The sequence below is a fragment of the Photobacterium sp. 2_MG-2023 genome, assembly GCF_030547675.1.
Lineage (GTDB): Bacteria > Pseudomonadota > Gammaproteobacteria > Enterobacterales > Vibrionaceae > Photobacterium > Photobacterium arenosum.
On the sequence record NZ_JAUOQQ010000013.1, the window covers coordinates 101,592 to 119,919 of the forward strand.

The 18,328-nt window shown below is 48.4% G+C and carries 16 protein-coding genes; 9 read left to right on the forward strand and 7 right to left on the reverse strand.

Annotated features, from left to right (window positions below; genetic code table 11):
- The first annotated feature begins 39 nt into the window (after window positions 1-39).
- Window positions 40-1,080 carry a low-specificity L-threonine aldolase gene (gene ltaE, locus Q4491_RS12415; protein WP_303457845.1) on the forward strand — a complete coding sequence of 347 codons (1,041 nt, stop codon included), beginning with the start codon at window positions 40-42 and terminating at the stop codon, window positions 1,078-1,080.
- A gap of 149 nt (window positions 1,081-1,229) precedes the next feature.
- Here ltaE and nhaD read toward each other — a convergent pair whose 3' ends face one another.
- Together nhaD and Q4491_RS12425 are read right to left on the reverse strand one after the other, a co-directional pair.
- On the reverse strand, window positions 1,230-2,672 hold the full coding sequence (nhaD, locus tag Q4491_RS12420) for a sodium:proton antiporter NhaD (protein WP_303457847.1): 1,443 nt from the start codon (window positions 2,670-2,672) through the stop codon (window positions 1,230-1,232).
- Window positions 2,673-2,854: 182 nt separating this feature from the next.
- Window positions 2,855-4,168, reverse strand: a complete 1,314-nt coding sequence (locus Q4491_RS12425) for an endonuclease (RefSeq protein ID WP_303457849.1) — start codon at window positions 4,166-4,168, stop codon at window positions 2,855-2,857.
- Window positions 4,169-4,727: 559 nt separating this feature from the next.
- Between Q4491_RS12425 and Q4491_RS12430 the strand changes: the two genes are divergently transcribed.
- Window positions 4,728-5,825: a D-alanyl-D-alanine carboxypeptidase family protein gene (locus Q4491_RS12430; protein WP_303457851.1), complete on the forward strand. Its 1,098-nt coding sequence runs from the start codon at window positions 4,728-4,730 to the stop codon at window positions 5,823-5,825.
- Between the two features lie 19 nt (window positions 5,826-5,844).
- Here the strand turns inward: Q4491_RS12430 and sgrR are convergent, their stop codons facing one another.
- On the reverse strand, window positions 5,845-7,542 hold the full coding sequence (sgrR, locus tag Q4491_RS12435) for an HTH-type transcriptional regulator SgrR (protein WP_218385550.1): 1,698 nt from the start codon (window positions 7,540-7,542) through the stop codon (window positions 5,845-5,847).
- Between the two features lie 277 nt (window positions 7,543-7,819).
- Window positions 7,820-8,494: a hypothetical protein gene (locus Q4491_RS12440; RefSeq protein ID WP_303457853.1), complete on the reverse strand. Its 675-nt coding sequence runs from the start codon at window positions 8,492-8,494 to the stop codon at window positions 7,820-7,822.
- Window positions 8,495-8,803: 309 nt separating this feature from the next.
- On the opposite strand from Q4491_RS12440, the gene Q4491_RS12445 reads away from it, so the two are divergent.
- From Q4491_RS12445 to Q4491_RS12455, 3 genes are all read left to right on the forward strand, one after another.
- Complete coding sequence (locus tag Q4491_RS12445; protein WP_237796372.1) at window positions 8,804-9,658, forward strand: lipase; 855 nt, start codon at window positions 8,804-8,806, stop codon at window positions 9,656-9,658.
- 101 nt (window positions 9,659-9,759) lie between these two features.
- The gene (locus Q4491_RS12450; protein ID WP_303457857.1) at window positions 9,760-10,275 is read left to right on the forward strand and encodes a hypothetical protein; all 516 of its coding nucleotides are present in this window, start codon (window positions 9,760-9,762) and stop codon (window positions 10,273-10,275) included.
- 266 nt (window positions 10,276-10,541) lie between these two features.
- Window positions 10,542-11,540: a sphingomyelin phosphodiesterase gene (locus Q4491_RS12455; protein WP_303457859.1), complete on the forward strand. Its 999-nt coding sequence runs from the start codon at window positions 10,542-10,544 to the stop codon at window positions 11,538-11,540.
- A gap of 146 nt (window positions 11,541-11,686) precedes the next feature.
- On the opposite strand, the gene Q4491_RS12460 is transcribed toward Q4491_RS12455, so the two are convergent.
- Entirely contained in the window at window positions 11,687-12,868 is a 1,182-nt protein-coding gene (locus Q4491_RS12460; protein WP_192013992.1) for an amino acid aminotransferase, read from the reverse strand.
- A gap of 235 nt (window positions 12,869-13,103) precedes the next feature.
- Here Q4491_RS12460 and Q4491_RS12465 point away from each other — a divergent pair, with 235 nt between their 5' ends.
- A complete protein-coding gene (locus Q4491_RS12465; RefSeq protein WP_027251070.1) occupies window positions 13,104-13,415 on the forward strand; it encodes a DUF3081 family protein in 312 nt (103 codons plus the stop codon).
- A 193-nt stretch (window positions 13,416-13,608) separates the two neighbouring features.
- The gene (locus Q4491_RS12470) at window positions 13,609-13,821 is read left to right on the forward strand and encodes a hypothetical protein (RefSeq protein WP_192014560.1); all 213 of its coding nucleotides are present in this window, start codon (window positions 13,609-13,611) and stop codon (window positions 13,819-13,821) included.
- Window positions 13,822-13,934: 113 nt separating this feature from the next.
- On the opposite strand, the gene gcvT is transcribed toward Q4491_RS12470, so the two are convergent.
- Entirely contained in the window at window positions 13,935-15,053 is a 1,119-nt protein-coding gene (gene gcvT / locus Q4491_RS12475; RefSeq protein WP_303457864.1) for a glycine cleavage system aminomethyltransferase GcvT, read from the reverse strand.
- A 222-nt stretch (window positions 15,054-15,275) separates the two neighbouring features.
- On the reverse strand, window positions 15,276-15,905 hold the full coding sequence (locus Q4491_RS12480) for a helix-turn-helix domain-containing protein (protein ID WP_192013995.1): 630 nt from the start codon (window positions 15,903-15,905) through the stop codon (window positions 15,276-15,278).
- Between the two features lie 571 nt (window positions 15,906-16,476).
- Here Q4491_RS12480 and Q4491_RS12485 point away from each other — a divergent pair.
- Window positions 16,477-17,772, forward strand: a complete 1,296-nt coding sequence (locus Q4491_RS12485; RefSeq protein WP_218385567.1) for a serine hydroxymethyltransferase — start codon at window positions 16,477-16,479, stop codon at window positions 17,770-17,772.
- A gap of 100 nt (window positions 17,773-17,872) precedes the next feature.
- Window positions 17,873-18,247 carry a glycine cleavage system protein GcvH gene (gene gcvH / locus Q4491_RS12490; RefSeq protein ID WP_218385570.1) on the forward strand — a complete coding sequence of 125 codons (375 nt, stop codon included), beginning with the start codon at window positions 17,873-17,875 and terminating at the stop codon, window positions 18,245-18,247.
- Window positions 18,248-18,328: the final 81 nt, after the last annotated feature.

An 18,328-nucleotide genomic window follows, 5' to 3' on the forward strand; every position in this document is an offset into this window, starting at 1 on the left:
AAATCGCTTTCTGAGCGCACAATTAATGGAAGAAAATAAATGACCGAGAGCCTTTCCAACCCATCTGAACAATACCTTGATTTTCGTTCTGATACCGTCACCCGTCCTTCAGCAGCGATGCGTCAGGCAATGGCCAATGCTGCCGTTGGTGATGATGTTTACGGGGATGATCCGACAGTCAATGAACTGGAACTCTGGGCTGCAGAGCGACATGGTTTTGAAGCCGCCCTTTTTTGCAGCTCCGGCACCCAGGCTAACTTACTGGGATTGATGGCTCACTGCGAACGCGGGGATGAATACCTGTGCGGACAGCAGGCGCACAACTACAAGTTTGAAGGCGGCGGTGCAGCGGTGCTGGGCTCAATTCAGCCGCAACCGGTCGAGAACCTGCCAGACGGAACACTGCCTTTTGATAAGCTGGCTGCTGCGATCAAGCCGGACGACAGCCACTTCGCACGTACCAGGCTGCTCAGTCTGGAAAATACGATTAACGGCAAGGTGCTTCCGCTGTCCTATCTGGCTGAAGCCAGATCTTTTGTGGATCAACACGGCCTCTCGCTGCACTTGGATGGAGCCCGGGTTTACAACGCTGTGGCAGCGCTGGATGTTGATATCACCGAAATAGTCAAATACTTCGATTCGTTCACGATTTGCCTGTCGAAAGGACTGGGCGCACCTGTGGGTTCGCTGTTACTTGGCAATAAAGAATTCATCAAAAAAGCCAGACGCTGGCGCAAAGTGCTGGGTGGCGGCATGCGCCAGGCAGGTATTCTGGCCGCAGCGGGTAAGATCGCACTTCAGGAAAATGCGGCCCGCCTGAAAGAAGACCATGACAATGCCCGTTATTTAGCGGAGCAGTTGAACACTGTGAAAGGATTCAGCACTAAGCCAGAATGGGTACAAACCAATATTCTGTTCGCTAAAGTGGACGATGGCATTAATCAGACGCAATTACTTTCAACACTGAAAGAAAAAGGGATTCTCCTGAGTAAGGGAAATCCAATGCGTTTGGTTACCCATTTAGATGTCAGCCGTGATGATATTGATCGCTTGATTGCAGAGCTTAAATCCGCATTGTAAACCTCTGCCTGCCACCGCATTGTTGTTGGGGGGCAGGCACAATATCTTCAATCAGGTCGTCGCCGTATCGGTTATTGACCTGTCACCGACGTATGATCGGAATCGAGATTTTCACCCTAGTGCCCTATCGTTCTCAGTACCCTGTTGGCCTAACCAAACTCAGCTGTATTGAGCATCAGATGCACCACAATACTCAATACATACCCCAGTGCAATAACCGGTGCCCATTTGAGATGACCAAAGAAGGTGTACTTACCGTGAGCAGCGCCCATCAGGGCGACACCGGCGGCAGAACCAATCGACAGCAAACTGCCACCAACGCCAGCGGTTAACGTTACCAGCAACCAGTTGCCAATCGACATATCCGGGTTCATTGTCAGCACTGCAAACATGACCGGAATATTATCAATCACAGCAGAAAGGACACCAACAATAATGTTGGCCCACATTGGATCCCATTGTGTATACATAAGGTGCGAGGCCACACTCAGATATCCCAGCAGGCTCAGACCCCCGACACACATCACCACACCATAGAAAAACAACAGGGTATCCCACTCCGCCATTGATACCCGTCTGAATACATCAAAGGGTACCACTGAGCCAAGACGCTCCAACGCAGCATTATCGTTATTGGCCATGGCTATCGCCCGCTTTTTCTCCAGTGAACGCGGCAAGGTTTTTTGCAGATAGAAACCAAACAAAGAGAGATAAGCCAGCCCCATCATCATCCCCATTACCGGCGGGAAGTGCAGATAAGCATGAAAGCCAACCGCCGTCAGTATCGTCAGCAAGAACAGAATCACGATACGCCGCGCACCTCGTTTCAATTCCACATACTCGCTGATCGTTTCAGGTTTGGTGCGGGGAACAAAGAAAGACATGATGAGTGCAGGGACCAGATAATTCACCAGCGAAGGAACAAATAGCTCAAAAAACTGGGTGAACCGAACCAGACCAGCCTGCCAGACCATCAGGGTTGTGATATCACCAAACGGACTGAACGCACCGCCGGCATTGGCAGCCACGACAATATTGATACAGGCAAGATTGATAAAACGGGTATTCTCCCCGCCCACTTTCATCACCACGGCACACATCAGTAACGCTGTGGTCAGGTTGTCGGCAACCGGAGAGATAAAAAATGCCAGGAACCCCGTCAGCCAGAACAGCGCTCTAAAGTTAAACCCTTTACTGACCATCCAGCTTTGTAGGGCATCAAACAAGCGTCGCTCTTCCATGGCGCTGATATACGTCATTGCCACCAGCAAAAACAGCATCAGTTCAGCGTATTCCAGTAAGTTATGCTCAAGCGCCATGTGTGCTGTCTCAATCGCGCCCTGCTCTTTATAAGCAAAACCAATCATGATCCAGATAACACCTGCCGCCAGCAGCATAGGTTTTGACTTGCGAAGCTGCAGATACTCTTCCGCCATTACCAACCCATAAGCCACAACAAATATCAGAATGGCGATATAGCCAATAGCTGTCCGGGTCAGATCCAAGCTTATACCATCGGCACTGGCACTGGCTAAAAAGGGGCATCCAAGCAAGATCAGAAAAAGAACAAAGTAAGACACTTTTTTACGCATTCTCTACTCCATGAGACAACACACTCAACAAACAATACACTGTTGCATTTTTTATATTGTGGTTCAGCACAGCAATAATGCGATGAAATGACTCAAAAATTTGTGGTGCTTCACTCTTCGCAGAGACAACCGTTTAATGAAAAAAAGAAAGGGACCCAAACGGGTCCCTGACTGAGAGGTGCTTACTGGCCCCATATTTCTGTCACAAATTCCGGATAATCAACAAACGGGTTGCGGTTGCCCTGGAAGTTGTAAGCGTCTTCGTTGCGTTCTAATTCTTTCTGGCTGACCGGATCTTCCTGATGCCATTGCAGTAACATTGTCAGAAACCACTCTTCAAACACCTGATCATGAGTTCCGTTCAACACTGCGTCGCCGTATGTGTTATTCGATTCCCAGCCGGAAATCACGTTTTGATAGCGGGTGGCCATATAAAAATAAGCCCGGGCAATGTCACCTTTAAAGGCATCTACAGGCTCAAACACTGTCCCCGAATAACTCAGGCCGGATGCAGTCGATCCCAACTTTGAACCATTATCAGAAATGTAAGTCGCACTGCCAACTTCGCCGTAGGGATAACTGCTTCGTCTGCCATTCACATAACCATCGGTCGGGAACACATGATGCACATCGGTATTCATCGGTGCGACGGCCCCGCCGAACCAGCTCCGAGGGAAAGAATGCTCGCGGTTGTAACAATCGCCTTCACCACTGTAGGAGCCACATTGATCGTTACCTGGCGTAAAGGTATAGCTATCGGTTCCCAACGGATTCTCTGAATAAATGTCCAGAATGGAACCGTCATTTTCATAGCTTTCATCCAGTTCATACTCGCTATAAAACGTCCACAGATCGCTATAGCTCTGAGCACTGTGATCCTTGATGATATTGTACAATGCTGTTTTCAGTGTATATCCGGTCAATCCTTCAGCCGTTTGGTAGTAACTCGACAAATCACTCAGTCCGCCACCTGAGCCTGTTCCTCCTGAACTGCCGCCTTCGCTGCCGGTGGGTTCAAACCGATCCACATAAACGACTTCAGAGCCATCAAAGCCCGGCTGATCATAGAAACGTAGCCCTACCTCAATACTGGTGGTACTCCCAGCTGTATAGCTATACCTGAGCTGCTGCCACTGACCGGTAGTGGCAGGAGTGGAATATTCCAGATAACCATCAACATACAAGCGTGCGGCCACTCCTCCCTCAGTGTGGTAAATCCAGACACTGAACTCATAAGTTTCGCCATCAGTCACACTGACAGTCTGACGAAAATCCGTTGAACTTTGCGTTCCAGTATTAACAGTTATTGCCGCAGCACTGCTCCCTGAGTAAACCTGACTACTGGTTACATCTACACTGATCCCTGAATCAATGGTTGTCCAATGTTCCGGACTCCCATTAATCCAGCTTTCAAAGTCGCCGTTACTGACCTGAGCGACTGCCACGCCCTGCACTCCGAATGTTAAAAGTCCCAGCAGAGTTAATGCTCGTTTCATGTAAATTCCCGCGATATTTGTTAACTAAGTGTTAAGAACTCAAAGTTGCACACAAATCTCGATTTATGAACAAAATTATGAATGAGCTATCACCTTTTTGATAACTACATCAAATTAACAACATAATATGAAACAAACATGAAGAGGTTCGTTGACAGCGTCATTGGCTAAACAATACAGCCAGGCGGTAAAAAATATCCTCACGAACAGAGTTTTTACTAAGCTGGAAGTAGTACCAATCAGAAACTGTGTATGGTCAGATTTTTCATGAAGAATAACAGCCAGTGATAAAGCGAAAACTAACCTAACTCGTGACAATAAATACAAAAACTCCATCTCAATCACGGGTTGTCGGACCGGAAAATAAGCAGACCTGTATTCTGGTTGGTATCACTCGGCGTCATCTGAATAGGGGCACTGGACTATGATAAAAACACTGTTTAGACCCGCGTTGTTATGCTTTACAACCGGCCTGTACCTTTCTTTGATTCCCCCTGTATCAGCAGAGGATCCGCTGATACCCAGCCCTCCTGAGATAGCCGCCGACGCTTGGGTTCTGATGAGCTATCAGTCAGGGCAAGTGATCGCAGGCAGTAATGAGAACAAAGCGCATGCCCCCGCCAGCCTGGTCAAAATTATGACAAGTTATGTGGTCGGAACTGAGCTGAAAGCCGGTCATATTCACGATGACGACAAAGTGGTGATCAGCGAAAATGCCTGGAGTCAAAAATTTCCGGGTTCTTCGGTTATGTTTATCAAAGTGGGCGATGAAGTCTCCGTTGATGACCTCAATCATGGCGTAATCATTTCTTCCGGTAACGATGCCACTGTTGCTCTTGCTGAGCATGTTGCCGGGCATACTTCAGCATTTATCGAAATGATGAACCGCCAGGCTGAAAACCTAGGCATGAATAATACCTATTTTGCCAACCCGCATGGTTTAGACAATGATCAGCAAGCGACAACGGCTTATGATATGGCGCTGCTGACGCGAGCCTTTATTCGTGACCTGCCTGAAATGTATGAACTGTTCAAAATCAAATCATTCACTTTCAACAACATTAAACAAGGCAACCGTAATCCACTTCTCTGGGACACCAGCCTTAATGCCGATGGCGTGAAAACAGGATATACCAAAGATGCAGGCTATAGCCTGGTTTCATCCGCTTCCCAAGGGGATTTCAGGCTGATAGCCGTGGTACTGGGAACAGAAAACGTGAATGCCCGCCGTAACGAAAGCAAAAAATTACTAACCTGGGGCTTTCGTTTTTATCAGGATCTCAAACCTGATTTTGACAATAACACACTGAAAAAAGCCAAAGTCTGGTATGGCTCTCCGTCAAATGTTCAGGTTGAAGTGGGCGATGGCGGCGTTCTTACCGTACCGCGCCGTCAGCGGAAAAGTCTGGAGCACAAAGTCTTCTACAACTCCAATCTGGAAGCCCCTGTTACCAAAGGCCAGCAGGTTGGCAAAGTTGAATGGTATCTCGACAAGCATTTACTGACAGTTCAACCGATTCTTGCGGCGGAAACTTCAGAAAAAGCGCCGTGGTACAAATCCATGATAGATACCGTCTGGCGGCCTATTGGGCGCTGGTTCAGTGATCAGGATTGGGATCCGAGAACAGATAAAGCAATCGCAGAAACCACGCAATAAACAGCATACGCTACCGGGTCTACTCCAGACCCGGTTTCAGCCAGACGGATTTAAAATCAAACCATCCCATGGAATTGGGTTCCATACCTTGTACCGGACCGGCGCTGTACACCCCTAACCAGGCATGAAATAAAGGGATCACTTGTCCTGATTTGACCAGATTCGCACCTATGTCATGACTGGGGCACGTACGGCCGCTCTCTGAACGCCATGCCATAACACGCTGATTCAGTGAATCAAATTCATTTTCAGGCATAGCCCGTGAAATATGGTCGAAACTGTAGAACCAGGTCAGAAGAGCATCATCTCTGTGATTACTCAGGCTCATACCATTTAGCCAGATATCGATCTTATCCGCGTACTTCCCCATCAATACATCTGTGTTGCTCAGCTCCATCACTTTGAGTCTCAGTCCATCTTCAGCCAGAACACTGTCGATCGCCCGGGCAAGCTCATGGTAAACCGGATGATGTTGCGGGAACGCCAGCGTCACCATGCGTTTAGCAGGCAGAGCAGCTTTTATCGGTAGCGGATTAAGATCTGTCCAACCAGGTAACAATCCAAAGGCATTGATCAGACGGATATCGCCTATCTCTGCCGGATTCATCCTTGACAGCAATTGCATTGGCGCAAGCCGGCTCTGAAAATACGCCTGCCACTCAGGATCGCTGGCAAGCCCATTGACTCTGTTTAGCAACAGATAGCTGCATCCTTCATCCAAGGTCAACTGATCGTTCACGTCCTTAATCTGCTCAACAACCCTATCCGTTCCGGGTTGCAAATAGCAGGCGGTGACACCGGTTAAAATCCAGATCTCGACCACATCTATCAGAGCCCGGAATCCAAAATAGTGATCGAACGCTTCCAGTGTCAAACGCTGCCTGTCATTTTGCGTGACTTTATAAGGCCCGGTGCCCACAGGAAACAAATCCGCCTCCTTTTCACTGTCCAGCTCGGCAGGCTGAATCACCGCCATGATGTTGGCCAGCAAATCAGGCAAACGATAATCATCATGGCTAAGACGAATATCAACGGTATTAGGGAAGGGTGAAGAAATATGGCTGAGGTGACAGAATAATTTATGTTCTTTCAGCCGCTCGAGACTCTTCACTACATCCTGGCTGTCCAGCAGACTGCCGTCGTGAAACCGAACAGCAGGACGCAGATAGAACCGCCAGTGACGAGCAGAAAAGGCCTCCCAATGATGAGCCAGATCGCCTTCGGTTTCCTCTTTTTCCTCATTAATCCGCGTCAGTCCGTTGAAAATCTGCCGAACGAGGTGCTGCTCAGAACGCCGGAGCGGACGAAGCGGATTGAGATTGGTAAACGCGCGGTAATACGGGACGCGAACGATCTGACGTCCTTTTTGCGTAGTCAGCCCAAGCTGTTCCTGTATTAACTGTGCCAGCTTGTTGGCATCGTGCCCCAGCGCTTCCAGAGCGGGTTCCAGTTTGCCATCGGCGACCAGCTTGCGGGCGTGATTGTACTGCAGCTCAGTATCCGTACTATGAAAGACTAACCGTGACTGTTTGCCACGACCGATAGCCGGTTCCCAGTCTATCCATCCCTTCTCGACCATCTTATTGATGACCATACGTACATTGCGGCGCGTACAAAACAGCACATCAGACATGTCTTGCAAGTTTGTATCGCTGTCCTGACCGGAAAAATGGCTATAAAGACGCTGGAATTGCGTTTTCAGACGCTGACCACTCATAGAAAAGGGGAACCTTTTAAATTGGGATTTTCAATTTTTTGTTTCCCTATTTTAGTCTACATTGCTGTTACATGAAACCGCAGCATTCAGCTTCTGCCCTTTATTCTTATACAGAATGAAGCACTTAGCTGGCTGGTTTCATTTTATGGCAGCCGGACAAAAAGAAGACCTCCCCCAGTCTTCGGCGCCTGAGTGTTTGTCCGGTTGCCTTTTCTCTGTCCGATCAAAAAAGCGCCTTTCGGCGCTTGATGTACACGGCATTCGATTGACCCGTTTTTCAGGACACGTCTGATGATTTGGTTTGTGATGCTTTAGCTTGTGACACCTGTAAGGATTGCAATTCTTTCAGTTGCTTTTTCAGTGCATCATTCTCATTTTGAAGCGTTTTCTGCCCGGCAAGCAATTCTGTTTGCTCTTTATTAGCCAGCTTGTTTGCTGCAGCCAGTTCCGCTTTTACCGAACGGAGTTCCTCATTCAGCGATGCCACTTTCGCCGCGCTGGCGTCAAGCTCGGTTTTCACTTTACGCTGGTTACGCTGTGCCGTTTGCTTGGCTTTCTGCGCTTTTTCACACTCTGCCGTCATAAGCGCTAACGCTTGTTCCAGCTCAGCCATTTGTTGTGAATTGTCTGCAGCAGCGCTTTCCTGACCCGTCATCGCCAACCAACCCGATAGCATATTCTCACTGGCCAACTGCATCATATCGAACGGAAACACCAGTCCTTGCTCTTTGGTTTGCTGCACTTTTTCATTCAATACCTTGTCGGCTTGTTCGAACTGCCGGATGGTATTGTCATAGCTGTCGTGTGTTGCCCAGATAAACTGCTTCGCCGCAATCGCTTCCCATGCACGGTGAACCTGCATCCAGGTTTCAACGTGAGAAAAGTACAGGCTAGGGTCAAACACCGGTGAAGACCATTGTTGTTGCAAAGCCTTTTGTAAACCATTTTCCATCAGTCATTCTCCTAAAGTTGGCTTCAATTTAGCAATTGTCCTTGTGATTCCCTTTCGGGATATGCCCTAAACAACATGGCACACTGTGCGCACAATGCCAGATGCGCATAGTTTACCTACCCAAAATGACAGCATAAAGAACAAAAAACAAGCAGCGCTATGCTTTGATCATTGAATTAGTGAATGTTAAGAGAAACTTGAGAGAAACGTTACACCAAAATGTAACTGTCATATTGTCATGAATTTGCGATGTTAACCCGCTAGCCTCAGGGGAGTCATCACACACAGAAGCACCAATTTGCCGACTGTATGAAGAAACTTAAACGCTATCAGTACGAACGCTACGCCATTTTATGCCGACAGGCTTATCCGGCTGACTTTGACCATACTCAGTATGGCTTTGACCCGGCAGGCCGGCGAGATATTACCGACAGATGGGGGCGAACCATTATCCGGGTACTCTGGGGAGAGCAGAATGAAGCCATAGTCGTGTTCAAAGGATCGCAAAACCTGTGGGACTGGCTACTCAACTTTGCGTGTTTTCCGCAAAAGCTGCCAGGAAGACATAAGCCTTATCATGTCCACTGGGGCTATCACTCTCTTCTGGAACAGAAAAGTAAAATAGACACAAATCGGTACGCAGAGGCGTTCCCCTCCATGTCGGCTTCACAAGAAATTGATTATCTGCAAGCCGCCGATGCTGAGCATTTCCAGGATGAATCGCTCTACCAGCAGATTCGCTCAACCCTGTTACCCTTAATCAGCAACGGAAAAAAGGTGTCTTTTACCGGCCATTCCTCTGGTGGCGCCATGGCGGTACTGACAGTGGAAAGGCTGGGCAAAGAGTTTCCTGACGCTATCAAACGGGTTGTGACTTTCGGGCAACCGGCGGCCGGTTTCTGGAGCTTCAAAAAAGCCTACAGTTACCATCACTGCACCTACCGGATTTGCTGCGATCTGGACATTGTCACCTTTCTGCCAGCCATCCCTCTGATGCACTGGCATGTAGGGAAAATGCTCTGGCTGCATAACGAGAAGATCTACGACAACATCTCGACACCAGTCAGACTCTACAAATCACTGGTGAGCTGGATATTACGCCCTATTACCTACCACTATATGCACAAATACATCAGGAATAAGGACTACTTTGATAAGCACTGATTCCTGACTCACGCTGAATCAGCGGAATTGTAAAAATTTAACATACCTTCTTTTGCCTGTTTCATGTATCGTTGAGGCTGAATCCAGCAGAAATCGACGATATGCATTCTCAAATCACACACTTGCTCGCACAAAAAAATGTCTGGATGGCCAGTCATATTACGGACGCTGAGTTTCCCACAGCACTCAGCAAACAGGGTCTCGCCCTTTACAACACCGCGCATAACGAACTGACAGCCAATTCGGTTCAAGCCTCTGATTTCGCTTTGCCTTCAGATCTGTTGAGTGTCTACCCTGTCGATTGCCACCCTCTCACTATCCGATTTTCTTTGGTTCATGCCAGCCAATGGCAAGATGAAGAGTCTGAAGCTGTCATAGAGTTTCTGACGCAAATCATGCTGGAAACCGACGGGCCGGCTCAACTGTTCGTGGGTTTCTATCAAGGTAAACCTGCAGCCTGCGGTATGCTGTTTACTAACCCGGACACCCCGAACGACACCTTAATCAGCGATATCTGTGCGCTTCCGCTGCCAAATCATGATGAACTTGTCGCTGCCATGACAAGTTGGCTCATTCAGCAAGCGTCTGATAAGTCGGAAAGTTTGTGGTTATGTTAAGCCCGTCAGTCTGTGCTTTCCTTGCCGGTACAGACTGATCCACCGCGCCATTGCTGTTTACCCTTCTACACCTGCTGCCAGCCAGATTTCAGCCCAGTAATTTCTGCTGGCTAAATTTCATTTTTTCGAGTTATTTCTCAAATATTCTTATTTTTCTGCTGGTTAGCGTTAACTTTCATCTTGAAGCAACAACTCCTTAACATAACTGTACCTATTATTTCATCGGGAGAATGATTCTCTTTAATTAATCAACAAGGACACTTTCGATGAAAAAAACGATAGGAACAACTTTATTATTGTTGTCATCCTTCACTCAGGCAGAATCGTTAAACGTCATGGCGTACAACACGCTGCTACTGTCTTTCGGCGATTGGGATCAGACCAATCGCGCCCAGCGGATACCCGCTGCGATTTCTGCCCTGGAGAACATTCCCGATGTGCTGATCATCAATGAAGCTTTCAACCCAGATTCCGAAGTCATGCTTAATGAACTGGCGTCGCTTTATCCATATCAAACACCGGTTGTGGGCTTAGATTGCAGCGGTCGGGGATGGGATGCATTAACAGGCGATTGTTCTAACTCTATTGTGGTTGTGCGTGGCGGCGTCTCTATTTTGTCCCGCTACCCCATTGTGAGCCAAAAAGCACATGTTTATCACACCAGCGACAACAGCACCTGGGATTATTATTCCAACAAAGGTTTTGCCTACGTCGAAATTGACAAGAATGGTCAGCGCTTCCATCTGCTTGGTACACATCTGCAATCCAGTACTGACAACCCGGATAAAGAACACCCGGTGCGTATGGCCCAACTGACTGAAATGCAGAATTTCATTTCAGCACAAGCTATTCCGACCTCAGAGCCCGTTATTATTGCAGGCGATCTGAATGTGGAATGGAGCCGCCAGGATCAGATTGCAGACATGCTGGCAACGACACAAAGCCATCTGTTCTTTCCCGAACCGAGCACCGGCAGCTTCTCTGCCAAATACAATTGGGTCACAAAATCAGGTGCGTACAGAGACGGATACTCACTCAACTACAACGATACTTTGGATTATGTACTCTGGCACCAACACTATCTGCAACCTACAGTACCGGCGGCGATGAAAGTGGTGAAGCTGCAAGCTGATGAACAATGGTACTGGCATTACCTGAAAGGTAAATGGCCACTGCCGGAAGGTGAATATTGGCATAATGGCTATTACAGCGATCTGTCAGATCATTACCCAGTCCAGGCTGAGTTTGTGTTTCCTGATCAATAAAAAACCTGTCTTTGAAACCCTGCCATTGAAACTATGCTGTTGAAACCATCGCTATCGCGGCTGGCACTGGTTCAGAGGTGACATCAAAAAGGAGCACCTGAGTGCTCCTTCTGCCTGTCTGCCTGAGTGAAGTTTTAACCCATCGATCAGCGGCTGACACTCAGTAACGCTTTTGCCAGGTAATCCAGTTTCTGCTCCTGTAAACCCGCAATGTTAATCCGGCCGTCACCAACAGCATAAATACCGAATTCATTACGTAACTGAATAATTTGCTCCTGACTTAAACCTGTGACGGAAAACATCCCTTTATGCTTTTCAATGAAATCAAACGCATCGGAGCCATTGTCCCGCACAGCCTGAGTCAAACCCGCCCGCAGACGTCGCAAACGCTGGTTCATGTCCGTCAGCTCGCTTTTCCAGGTGGCGGTCAGAGAGTCATCATTGAGGACAGTCGCCACCAGAGCTGCACCATGATCAGGTGGCATAGTATAAGAAGCACGCGCCAGCTGCAGAATTCTGCCCTTGGCCTTCTGAGCTTCTTTCAGGGAATCACTGATGATAATCGCCGCGCCTGTACGTTCACGGTACAAACCAAAATTCTTTGAGCAGGAAGTGGCAACAATCATTTCTTCCACATTGTCAGCCAGATGGCGTAAACCGGCAGCATCTTGCTCCAGCCCGTCACCAAATCCCTGATAAGCGATATCAACAAAAGGCAGGAAACCATTTTTATTTGCCAGCTCAGTGATTGCCTTCCAGTCATCAAATGAAATGTCCGCACCGGTCGGGTTATGGCAGCAACCATGCAGCAATACCACATCTTTAGGGCCGGCTTTCGCCAGCTCTGCCAGCATAGCTTCGCTGTTAACTTGTTTGGTTGCGGTATCGAAGTACGGATAAAACTTCACTTTCAGGCCAGCCGCTTCCATTACCGGCTTGTGGTTGACATAACTGGGGTTTGAAATCCACACGGTTGTGTCTGGTTGAGCCAGATACATCAGATCGGCCAGCATACGCAGTGCGCCACTGGCGCCCGGGGTCTGTACCGCAGCAGCACGCTGATAAGCAGAGGTATCTTTAATGAGTAAATCCATCATTGCCTGATTGAAGACTTCATCGCCCGCTAACCCAACATACGCTTTGGTTTTCTGTGTTTCCAACAGACGCTGCTCAGCCTGAAATACCGCCTGCATAATTGGCGTTTCACCTTGGCTGTTGCGGTATACACCGATGCCCAAATCCATCTTCTCAGAACGGGCATCCTCGCGGAACATTTGTGTCAGGGATAAAATTGGATCGAGTTGTGCTTCAGTAAGCTGCTTGAACATCTGTGAAATTCCGTTTTGTTATTGCGACTTTCCTCAAATTATCATGCACCTTATCGAAGGTCACTACCCCAGCTCAGAAATAGTCCTGCCAGTGTTTATCCAGATTAACAGCACCATGTAATGAAATTGTTACAACCTGAGTTGATCTGGATTAATCAAACACCAATAAAGCTTGCAAGGGTTGACCAAGCACCTAAATTTAAAGCATGAGGGGTACATCCAACCGGAGGCCATCATGAAAAACAGCGTTGATGTTCGCGCCTTACTAACCGCCTATGAAAAGATAAAAACGCTGGGAACACCCGTCGAAAACGGCAAGCAGCTCGATGATATTACCTGTACAGAGAGTTACGACGGTTACAGCGTCAGCCTGTCAGACGGTAATGTCAGTGTTGATGTTAACTTTCACAACACTTATCACTTTCATACCCTGAACGAAGATCCAGACACAGTCATTAACCAGACAACGACAGATTTTCACCACAACAACGAAACCCAGATTCAGGCATTTTTGAATAAGTTGCACGATTTAAATACACGTTATTAATGTGTTACCTAAAGTCGCTCTGCCGGCTTTAGGTTTTACCTTTTCCTGACATTATCCCGCCACAGCTTGATTAAGCTGGAAACATAGACACAGTTGAAAGGTCTAGTTAACCGGAAAAGCTGTAACGAACTTTGTGCCCCATCCAGTAACAAAGTGCATCCACAGCGTTTTCTGTCAATGACTCACTAACCACATGTGGCGAACCAGTCATCACTCAAAACAAAAAAAAGAAAGAGAGAAAAGAATGAACGCTGAAATATTGAATAAGCAAGAACAGGAACGTGTGATTGCTGCTTTGAATGAATGTTACCGTCGATTGGAAGCTGCTGAACTGACCCCGCAGGAAATTTCGCAAGAGGGCTTCAGCCTGATGTTTACCTCAGCCTACAAAATGATTGATGGCTGAGATTGAGCGCTAAACGTCCTCAGTTCCCCCTGCTGATGTTTACGAAATGAAAAAAGGAGCGCATTGCGCTCCTTTCCATTTTTATCAACAAGCTTCACTGCTGACAGCAACCATTAACCACGGTAATAACGCTGTGGTACGAACGGCATTTTCTCCACTGTCATTGGCAGTTTCTTCCCACGAACTTCAGCGAAAATCTCAGTACCAATCGTGGCGAGCTCAGTTTTTACATAAGCCATAGCAACCGGGGCTTCTTTCGTCGGCCCAAACGTACCGCTGGTCACAATGCCGATTTCATTATCGTCAGCATCAAACAGCTTGCTGCCTTCACGCACTGGCGCTTTCGACTGACCAATCAAACCAACACGTTTGCGGGCTACATCTTTAGTCGCAATCTGATTCAGAATCAGTTCTGCGCCGGGGAATCCACCCGCACGTTCACCATCAGCACGGCGAGGCTTACTGATACCCCATAACAAGCTGGCTTCTACCGGCGTAGTAGTGGTATCAATGTCATGGCCATACAGGCACAGGCCACACTCAAGGCGCAGTGAATCTCGTGCACCCAGACCAATCCACTCAACTTCTCCGTAGGCAAGCAATGTACGCGCCAGCTCTTCCGCCTTATCTGACGGCACGGAAATTTCGTAACCATCTTCACCTGTGTATCCAGAACGGCTGATATAGCATTCTGCGCCCAGCAGTTCCAGTTTAGTGGCATCCATAAACAGCATATCGCTGACGGCAGGATTCAGACGCGCCAGCACCTCGTCCGCTTTCGGGCCTTGCAGAGCAAGCAACGCACGATCGTCAATAATTTCCAGCGTCACATCAGCAGGAAGGTGCGCCTGAATGTGTGCAATGTCTTGATCTTTACACGCCGCATTGACCACAACAAACAAATGATCACCGAAATTGGTCACCATCAGATCATCTAAGATGCCACCGTTTTCGTTAGTAAAGAAAGCATAACGCTGCTTGCCATCCGGCAGATCGATGATGTCGACAGGGACCAGTGTTTCCAGGGCTTTCGCCGCATTTTCGCCATGTAAACGCAGCTGACCCATGTGGGAAACATCAAACAAACCGGCTGATTCACGGCAATGGATATGCTCTTTACGCACGCCCAGCGCGTATTGCACTGGCATGTCGTAACCTGCAAACGGAACCATTTTGGCACCCATCTCAATGTGAAGGGCATGCAAAGGTGTAACAAGAAGATCCTGAGACATTGATATTTACTCCATTCACCGCACAGCGGCTGTTGCATCAATTTCTGTGGCAGATTGACTTAACCTGTCACGTGTAGATGTTGCTAGCAGGCAGATAAACTGTATCTCTGTTTCCAATAGTAGATAAAGTTTCTTATCTCTCAACCTAGCCGTTCTCAAAGTGCGACAGAGGCTGTGTTTCATCCCTCTGTCATTGTGTCTGTTACCGCGATAACGCGACGGTTATGACGCTGTCACCCAAAGAATAAGTGCGTCTTCATCACTGACCGAAACCAGCATGTGCCCCATGGTGGCATCGTAGTACACTGAATCACCTTCACTCAGGCGTACCGGTTCATAGAACTCAGAAAAAAAAGTAATTTTGCCGGACAGCACAAGTAAAAACTCTTCGCCGTCATGCCGGATCCAGTCGGAATAATCGTCAAAATGACGAGCACGAACCCGCGACTTAAAGGGCATCATTTTCTTATTGCGTAACTGGGTCGCCAGCAATTCATGCTCATAGGTCGTAGTGGGATGTGGCTTGCCTTCGCCCTGTCGAGTGATATCTCTCCGCCCGGTTGCAACCAGCTGCTTGGGCGGCGCAAACAATTGCGGAATATCTATCTGTAATCCGGTGGCCAATTTCTGCATCGCCTGGAAGGTCGGCGAGATTTGTTCATTCTCAATCTTAGACAAGGTTGAACGCGCCAAACCGGTACGCTTGCTGGCCTCTTCCAATGTCAGACCATGAGCCATACGTATGTCTTTCAACCGCTTGCCTAACTGCAACGGTTCAATATTCTCTGACTCCCGTTCCCTGGCGACAGTCAGTGATGGATACGGATCCACTTGCTGTTCATCACTACTCATTTTGCCCTCCGAGGCACGTCTTTCAGTCATTCTTACACAAGCCGTTAACAAGTGGGAAGCCAGTCAAAGACAAAACCATGACCTATACAACATATTTGAAATAAAGTTTCCAATAGGAAACACAAGGTAAAGTCTGACGCTTTTCCCAATAACAGACACTCAGATTTTCCACCGCTGATATCATTACAATGACAACGTAAAAAGCAGCGCAATCGGCCACTAGAGTGCATTACCACTGGTGTCAGCCACTAAAAAGAATTAGAGCTGACACACATTTCTGCCAGATTAATACCGAAAAGATGGTCCCTATCATAGAAATTTACATGACAAGAAGCAAACGTTTGCGTAAGATTGCGACCACTAAAGTGAACAATAATCCACTATTGGAAATTCTGGTTTGATCCGTTATCAATAGAAACGTATGTAACGCACTTGTTAGGCAAATGCACTTCTGTGCTTCGCTTAAGCCAGGGAAGCGATAACAACGAGACATAACGACATATACCGCTCTGCGTACCGATATACCGAACAGCACGAACCGGTTCAGAGCGCGAATTGAGGATAACGTGAAATGAAAGCTTCATACCAAAACCACGACTTGGAAATGTTCTTCTCAACCAACCTTGCCGAGGTTGATGGCGCAGTGAATGCCGGTATTGCCGCAGAGCTGAACCGCCAGAATCAGCAAATTGAGCTGATTGCCTCTGAGAACATCGTCTCCAAAGCCGTCATGCAAGCTCAGGGCACCTGCCTGACCAACAAATACGCCGAAGGCTACGCAGGACGCCGTTACTACGGTGGCTGTGAGCATGTTGATGAAGTTGAGCGTATTGCCATTGCGCGCGCCAGACAGCTTTTCCAGTGTGAATACGTCAACGTTCAACCGCACTCGGGCGCACAGGCAAACGGCGCTGTCATGTTGGCACTGCTGCAGCCGGGCGATACCATTCTGGGGATGTCTCTGGATGCCGGCGGTCACCTGACTCACGGTGCGCGCCCTGCCCTGTCGGGCAAATGGTTCAACGCCGTTCAGTACGGCGTACGTCAGGGCAGTTGCGATATTGATTACGATCAGGTGCGCGAGCTGGCACTTGAGCACAAACCCAAAATGATCATTGCCGGCGGTTCTGCAATTCCGCGTCAGGTGGATTTCGAGAAATTCCGCGCCATTGCCGATGAAGTCGGAGCCTATCTGATGGTAGATATGGCGCACATCGCAGGTTTGATTGCAGCCGGTGAACACCCGTCACCCCTGCCGCACGCGCATGTTGTCACCACAACAACGCACAAAACACTGCGTGGCCCTCGTGGCGGTATGATTCTGACCAACCACGAAGACATTAATAAGAAGATCAATTCTGCCGTGTTCCCAGGCCTTCAGGGCGGCCCGCTGATGCATGTCATTGCCGGTAAAGCTGTTGCTCTGGGTGAAGCGCTGGAACCCGAATTCAAGCTGTACATCAAAAATGTGATCAACAATGCCAAGGTGCTGGCAGAGACGCTGCAGACACGCGGTTGTGACATTGTCACAGGCGGTACTGATACCCATCTGATGCTGGTTGACCTGCGCCCGAAAGGCCTGAAAGGTAATCAGGTGGAAGAGGCGCTGGAACGTGCCGGTATCACCTGTAATAAGAACGGTATCCCGTTTGATCCTGAAAAGCCGATGGTGACATCAGGTATCCGCCTCGGTACACCGGCTGGAACCAGCCGTGGCTTTGGCGAAGCCGAATTCAAGCAAATCGGTGAGTGGATCGGCGATGTGCTGGATGGCCTGGCAGCCAGTCCGGACAATAACAACGAAACAGAACAACGCGTGAAGCAGCAGGTACAGAAACTGTGCAGCCGCTTCCCGCTGTACCAGTAACTTCATTTTAATATGAAAGAAAATGGTCGGCAGGCAGTTTCGATTCCCGCCTGCCCTCACAAATAACAAAGATGCAGAAACATTGCGCGAGGAGATTTAAATGAGCAACCTAAAGTTTACTGAAAGCCACGAGTGGGTACGCGACAACGGCGACGGTACTATCACTATGGGTATCACTGACCACGCTCAGGGCCTGCTGGGTGACGTGGTTTTCGTAGACCTGCCAGACGTTGGCGACAGCACCGAAGCCGGTGAGTCTTTCTCTCTGGTTGAATCTGTGAAAGCGGCCTCTGACATCTATGCCCCGGTAACAGGCGAAATCGTTGAGATCAACGAAGAACTGAGTGACAGCCCGGAACTGATCAATGAAGCACCGTTCGAAGGCGGCTGGATTGCTAAAATCAAGATTGCTGACGTTGAAGAACTGAGCAAACTGATCGATGCTGACCAATATCAGGCAGCTATCGAAGAGTAATGGAACACCACGGCTTTCAACATGAAAGCCGTTTTTCCAACCCAAGATGATTCTCGCCATTGCCCAGACATCCACTGGCAA

Coding starts and splice junctions, on each gene's coding strand:
- ltaE (WP_303457845.1), top strand. CDS start 40: ATGACCGAGAGCCTTTCCAACCCATCTGAACAATACCTTGATTTTCGT.
- nhaD (WP_303457847.1), bottom strand. CDS start 2,672: ATGCGTAAAAAAGTGTCTTACTTTGTTCTTTTTCTGATCTTGCTTGGA.
- Q4491_RS12425 (WP_303457849.1), bottom strand. CDS start 4,168: ATGAAACGAGCATTAACTCTGCTGGGACTTTTAACATTCGGAGTGCAG.
- Q4491_RS12430 (WP_303457851.1), top strand. CDS start 4,728: ATGAGCTATCAGTCAGGGCAAGTGATCGCAGGCAGTAATGAGAACAAA.
- sgrR (WP_218385550.1), bottom strand. CDS start 7,542: ATGAGTGGTCAGCGTCTGAAAACGCAATTCCAGCGTCTTTATAGCCAT.
- Q4491_RS12440 (WP_303457853.1), bottom strand. CDS start 8,494: ATGGAAAATGGTTTACAAAAGGCTTTGCAACAACAATGGTCTTCACCG.
- Q4491_RS12445 (WP_237796372.1), top strand. CDS start 8,804: ATGAAGAAACTTAAACGCTATCAGTACGAACGCTACGCCATTTTATGC.
- Q4491_RS12450 (WP_303457857.1), top strand. CDS start 9,760: ATGCATTCTCAAATCACACACTTGCTCGCACAAAAAAATGTCTGGATG.
- Q4491_RS12455 (WP_303457859.1), top strand. CDS start 10,542: ATGAAAAAAACGATAGGAACAACTTTATTATTGTTGTCATCCTTCACT.
- Q4491_RS12460 (WP_192013992.1), bottom strand. CDS start 12,868: ATGTTCAAGCAGCTTACTGAAGCACAACTCGATCCAATTTTATCCCTG.
- Q4491_RS12465 (WP_027251070.1), top strand. CDS start 13,104: ATGAAAAACAGCGTTGATGTTCGCGCCTTACTAACCGCCTATGAAAAG.
- Q4491_RS12470 (WP_192014560.1), top strand. CDS start 13,609: ATGTGGCGAACCAGTCATCACTCAAAACAAAAAAAAGAAAGAGAGAAA.
- gcvT (WP_303457864.1), bottom strand. CDS start 15,053: ATGTCTCAGGATCTTCTTGTTACACCTTTGCATGCCCTTCACATTGAG.
- Q4491_RS12480 (WP_192013995.1), bottom strand. CDS start 15,905: ATGAGTAGTGATGAACAGCAAGTGGATCCGTATCCATCACTGACTGTC.
- Q4491_RS12485 (WP_218385567.1), top strand. CDS start 16,477: ATGAAAGCTTCATACCAAAACCACGACTTGGAAATGTTCTTCTCAACC.
- gcvH (WP_218385570.1), top strand. CDS start 17,873: ATGAGCAACCTAAAGTTTACTGAAAGCCACGAGTGGGTACGCGACAAC.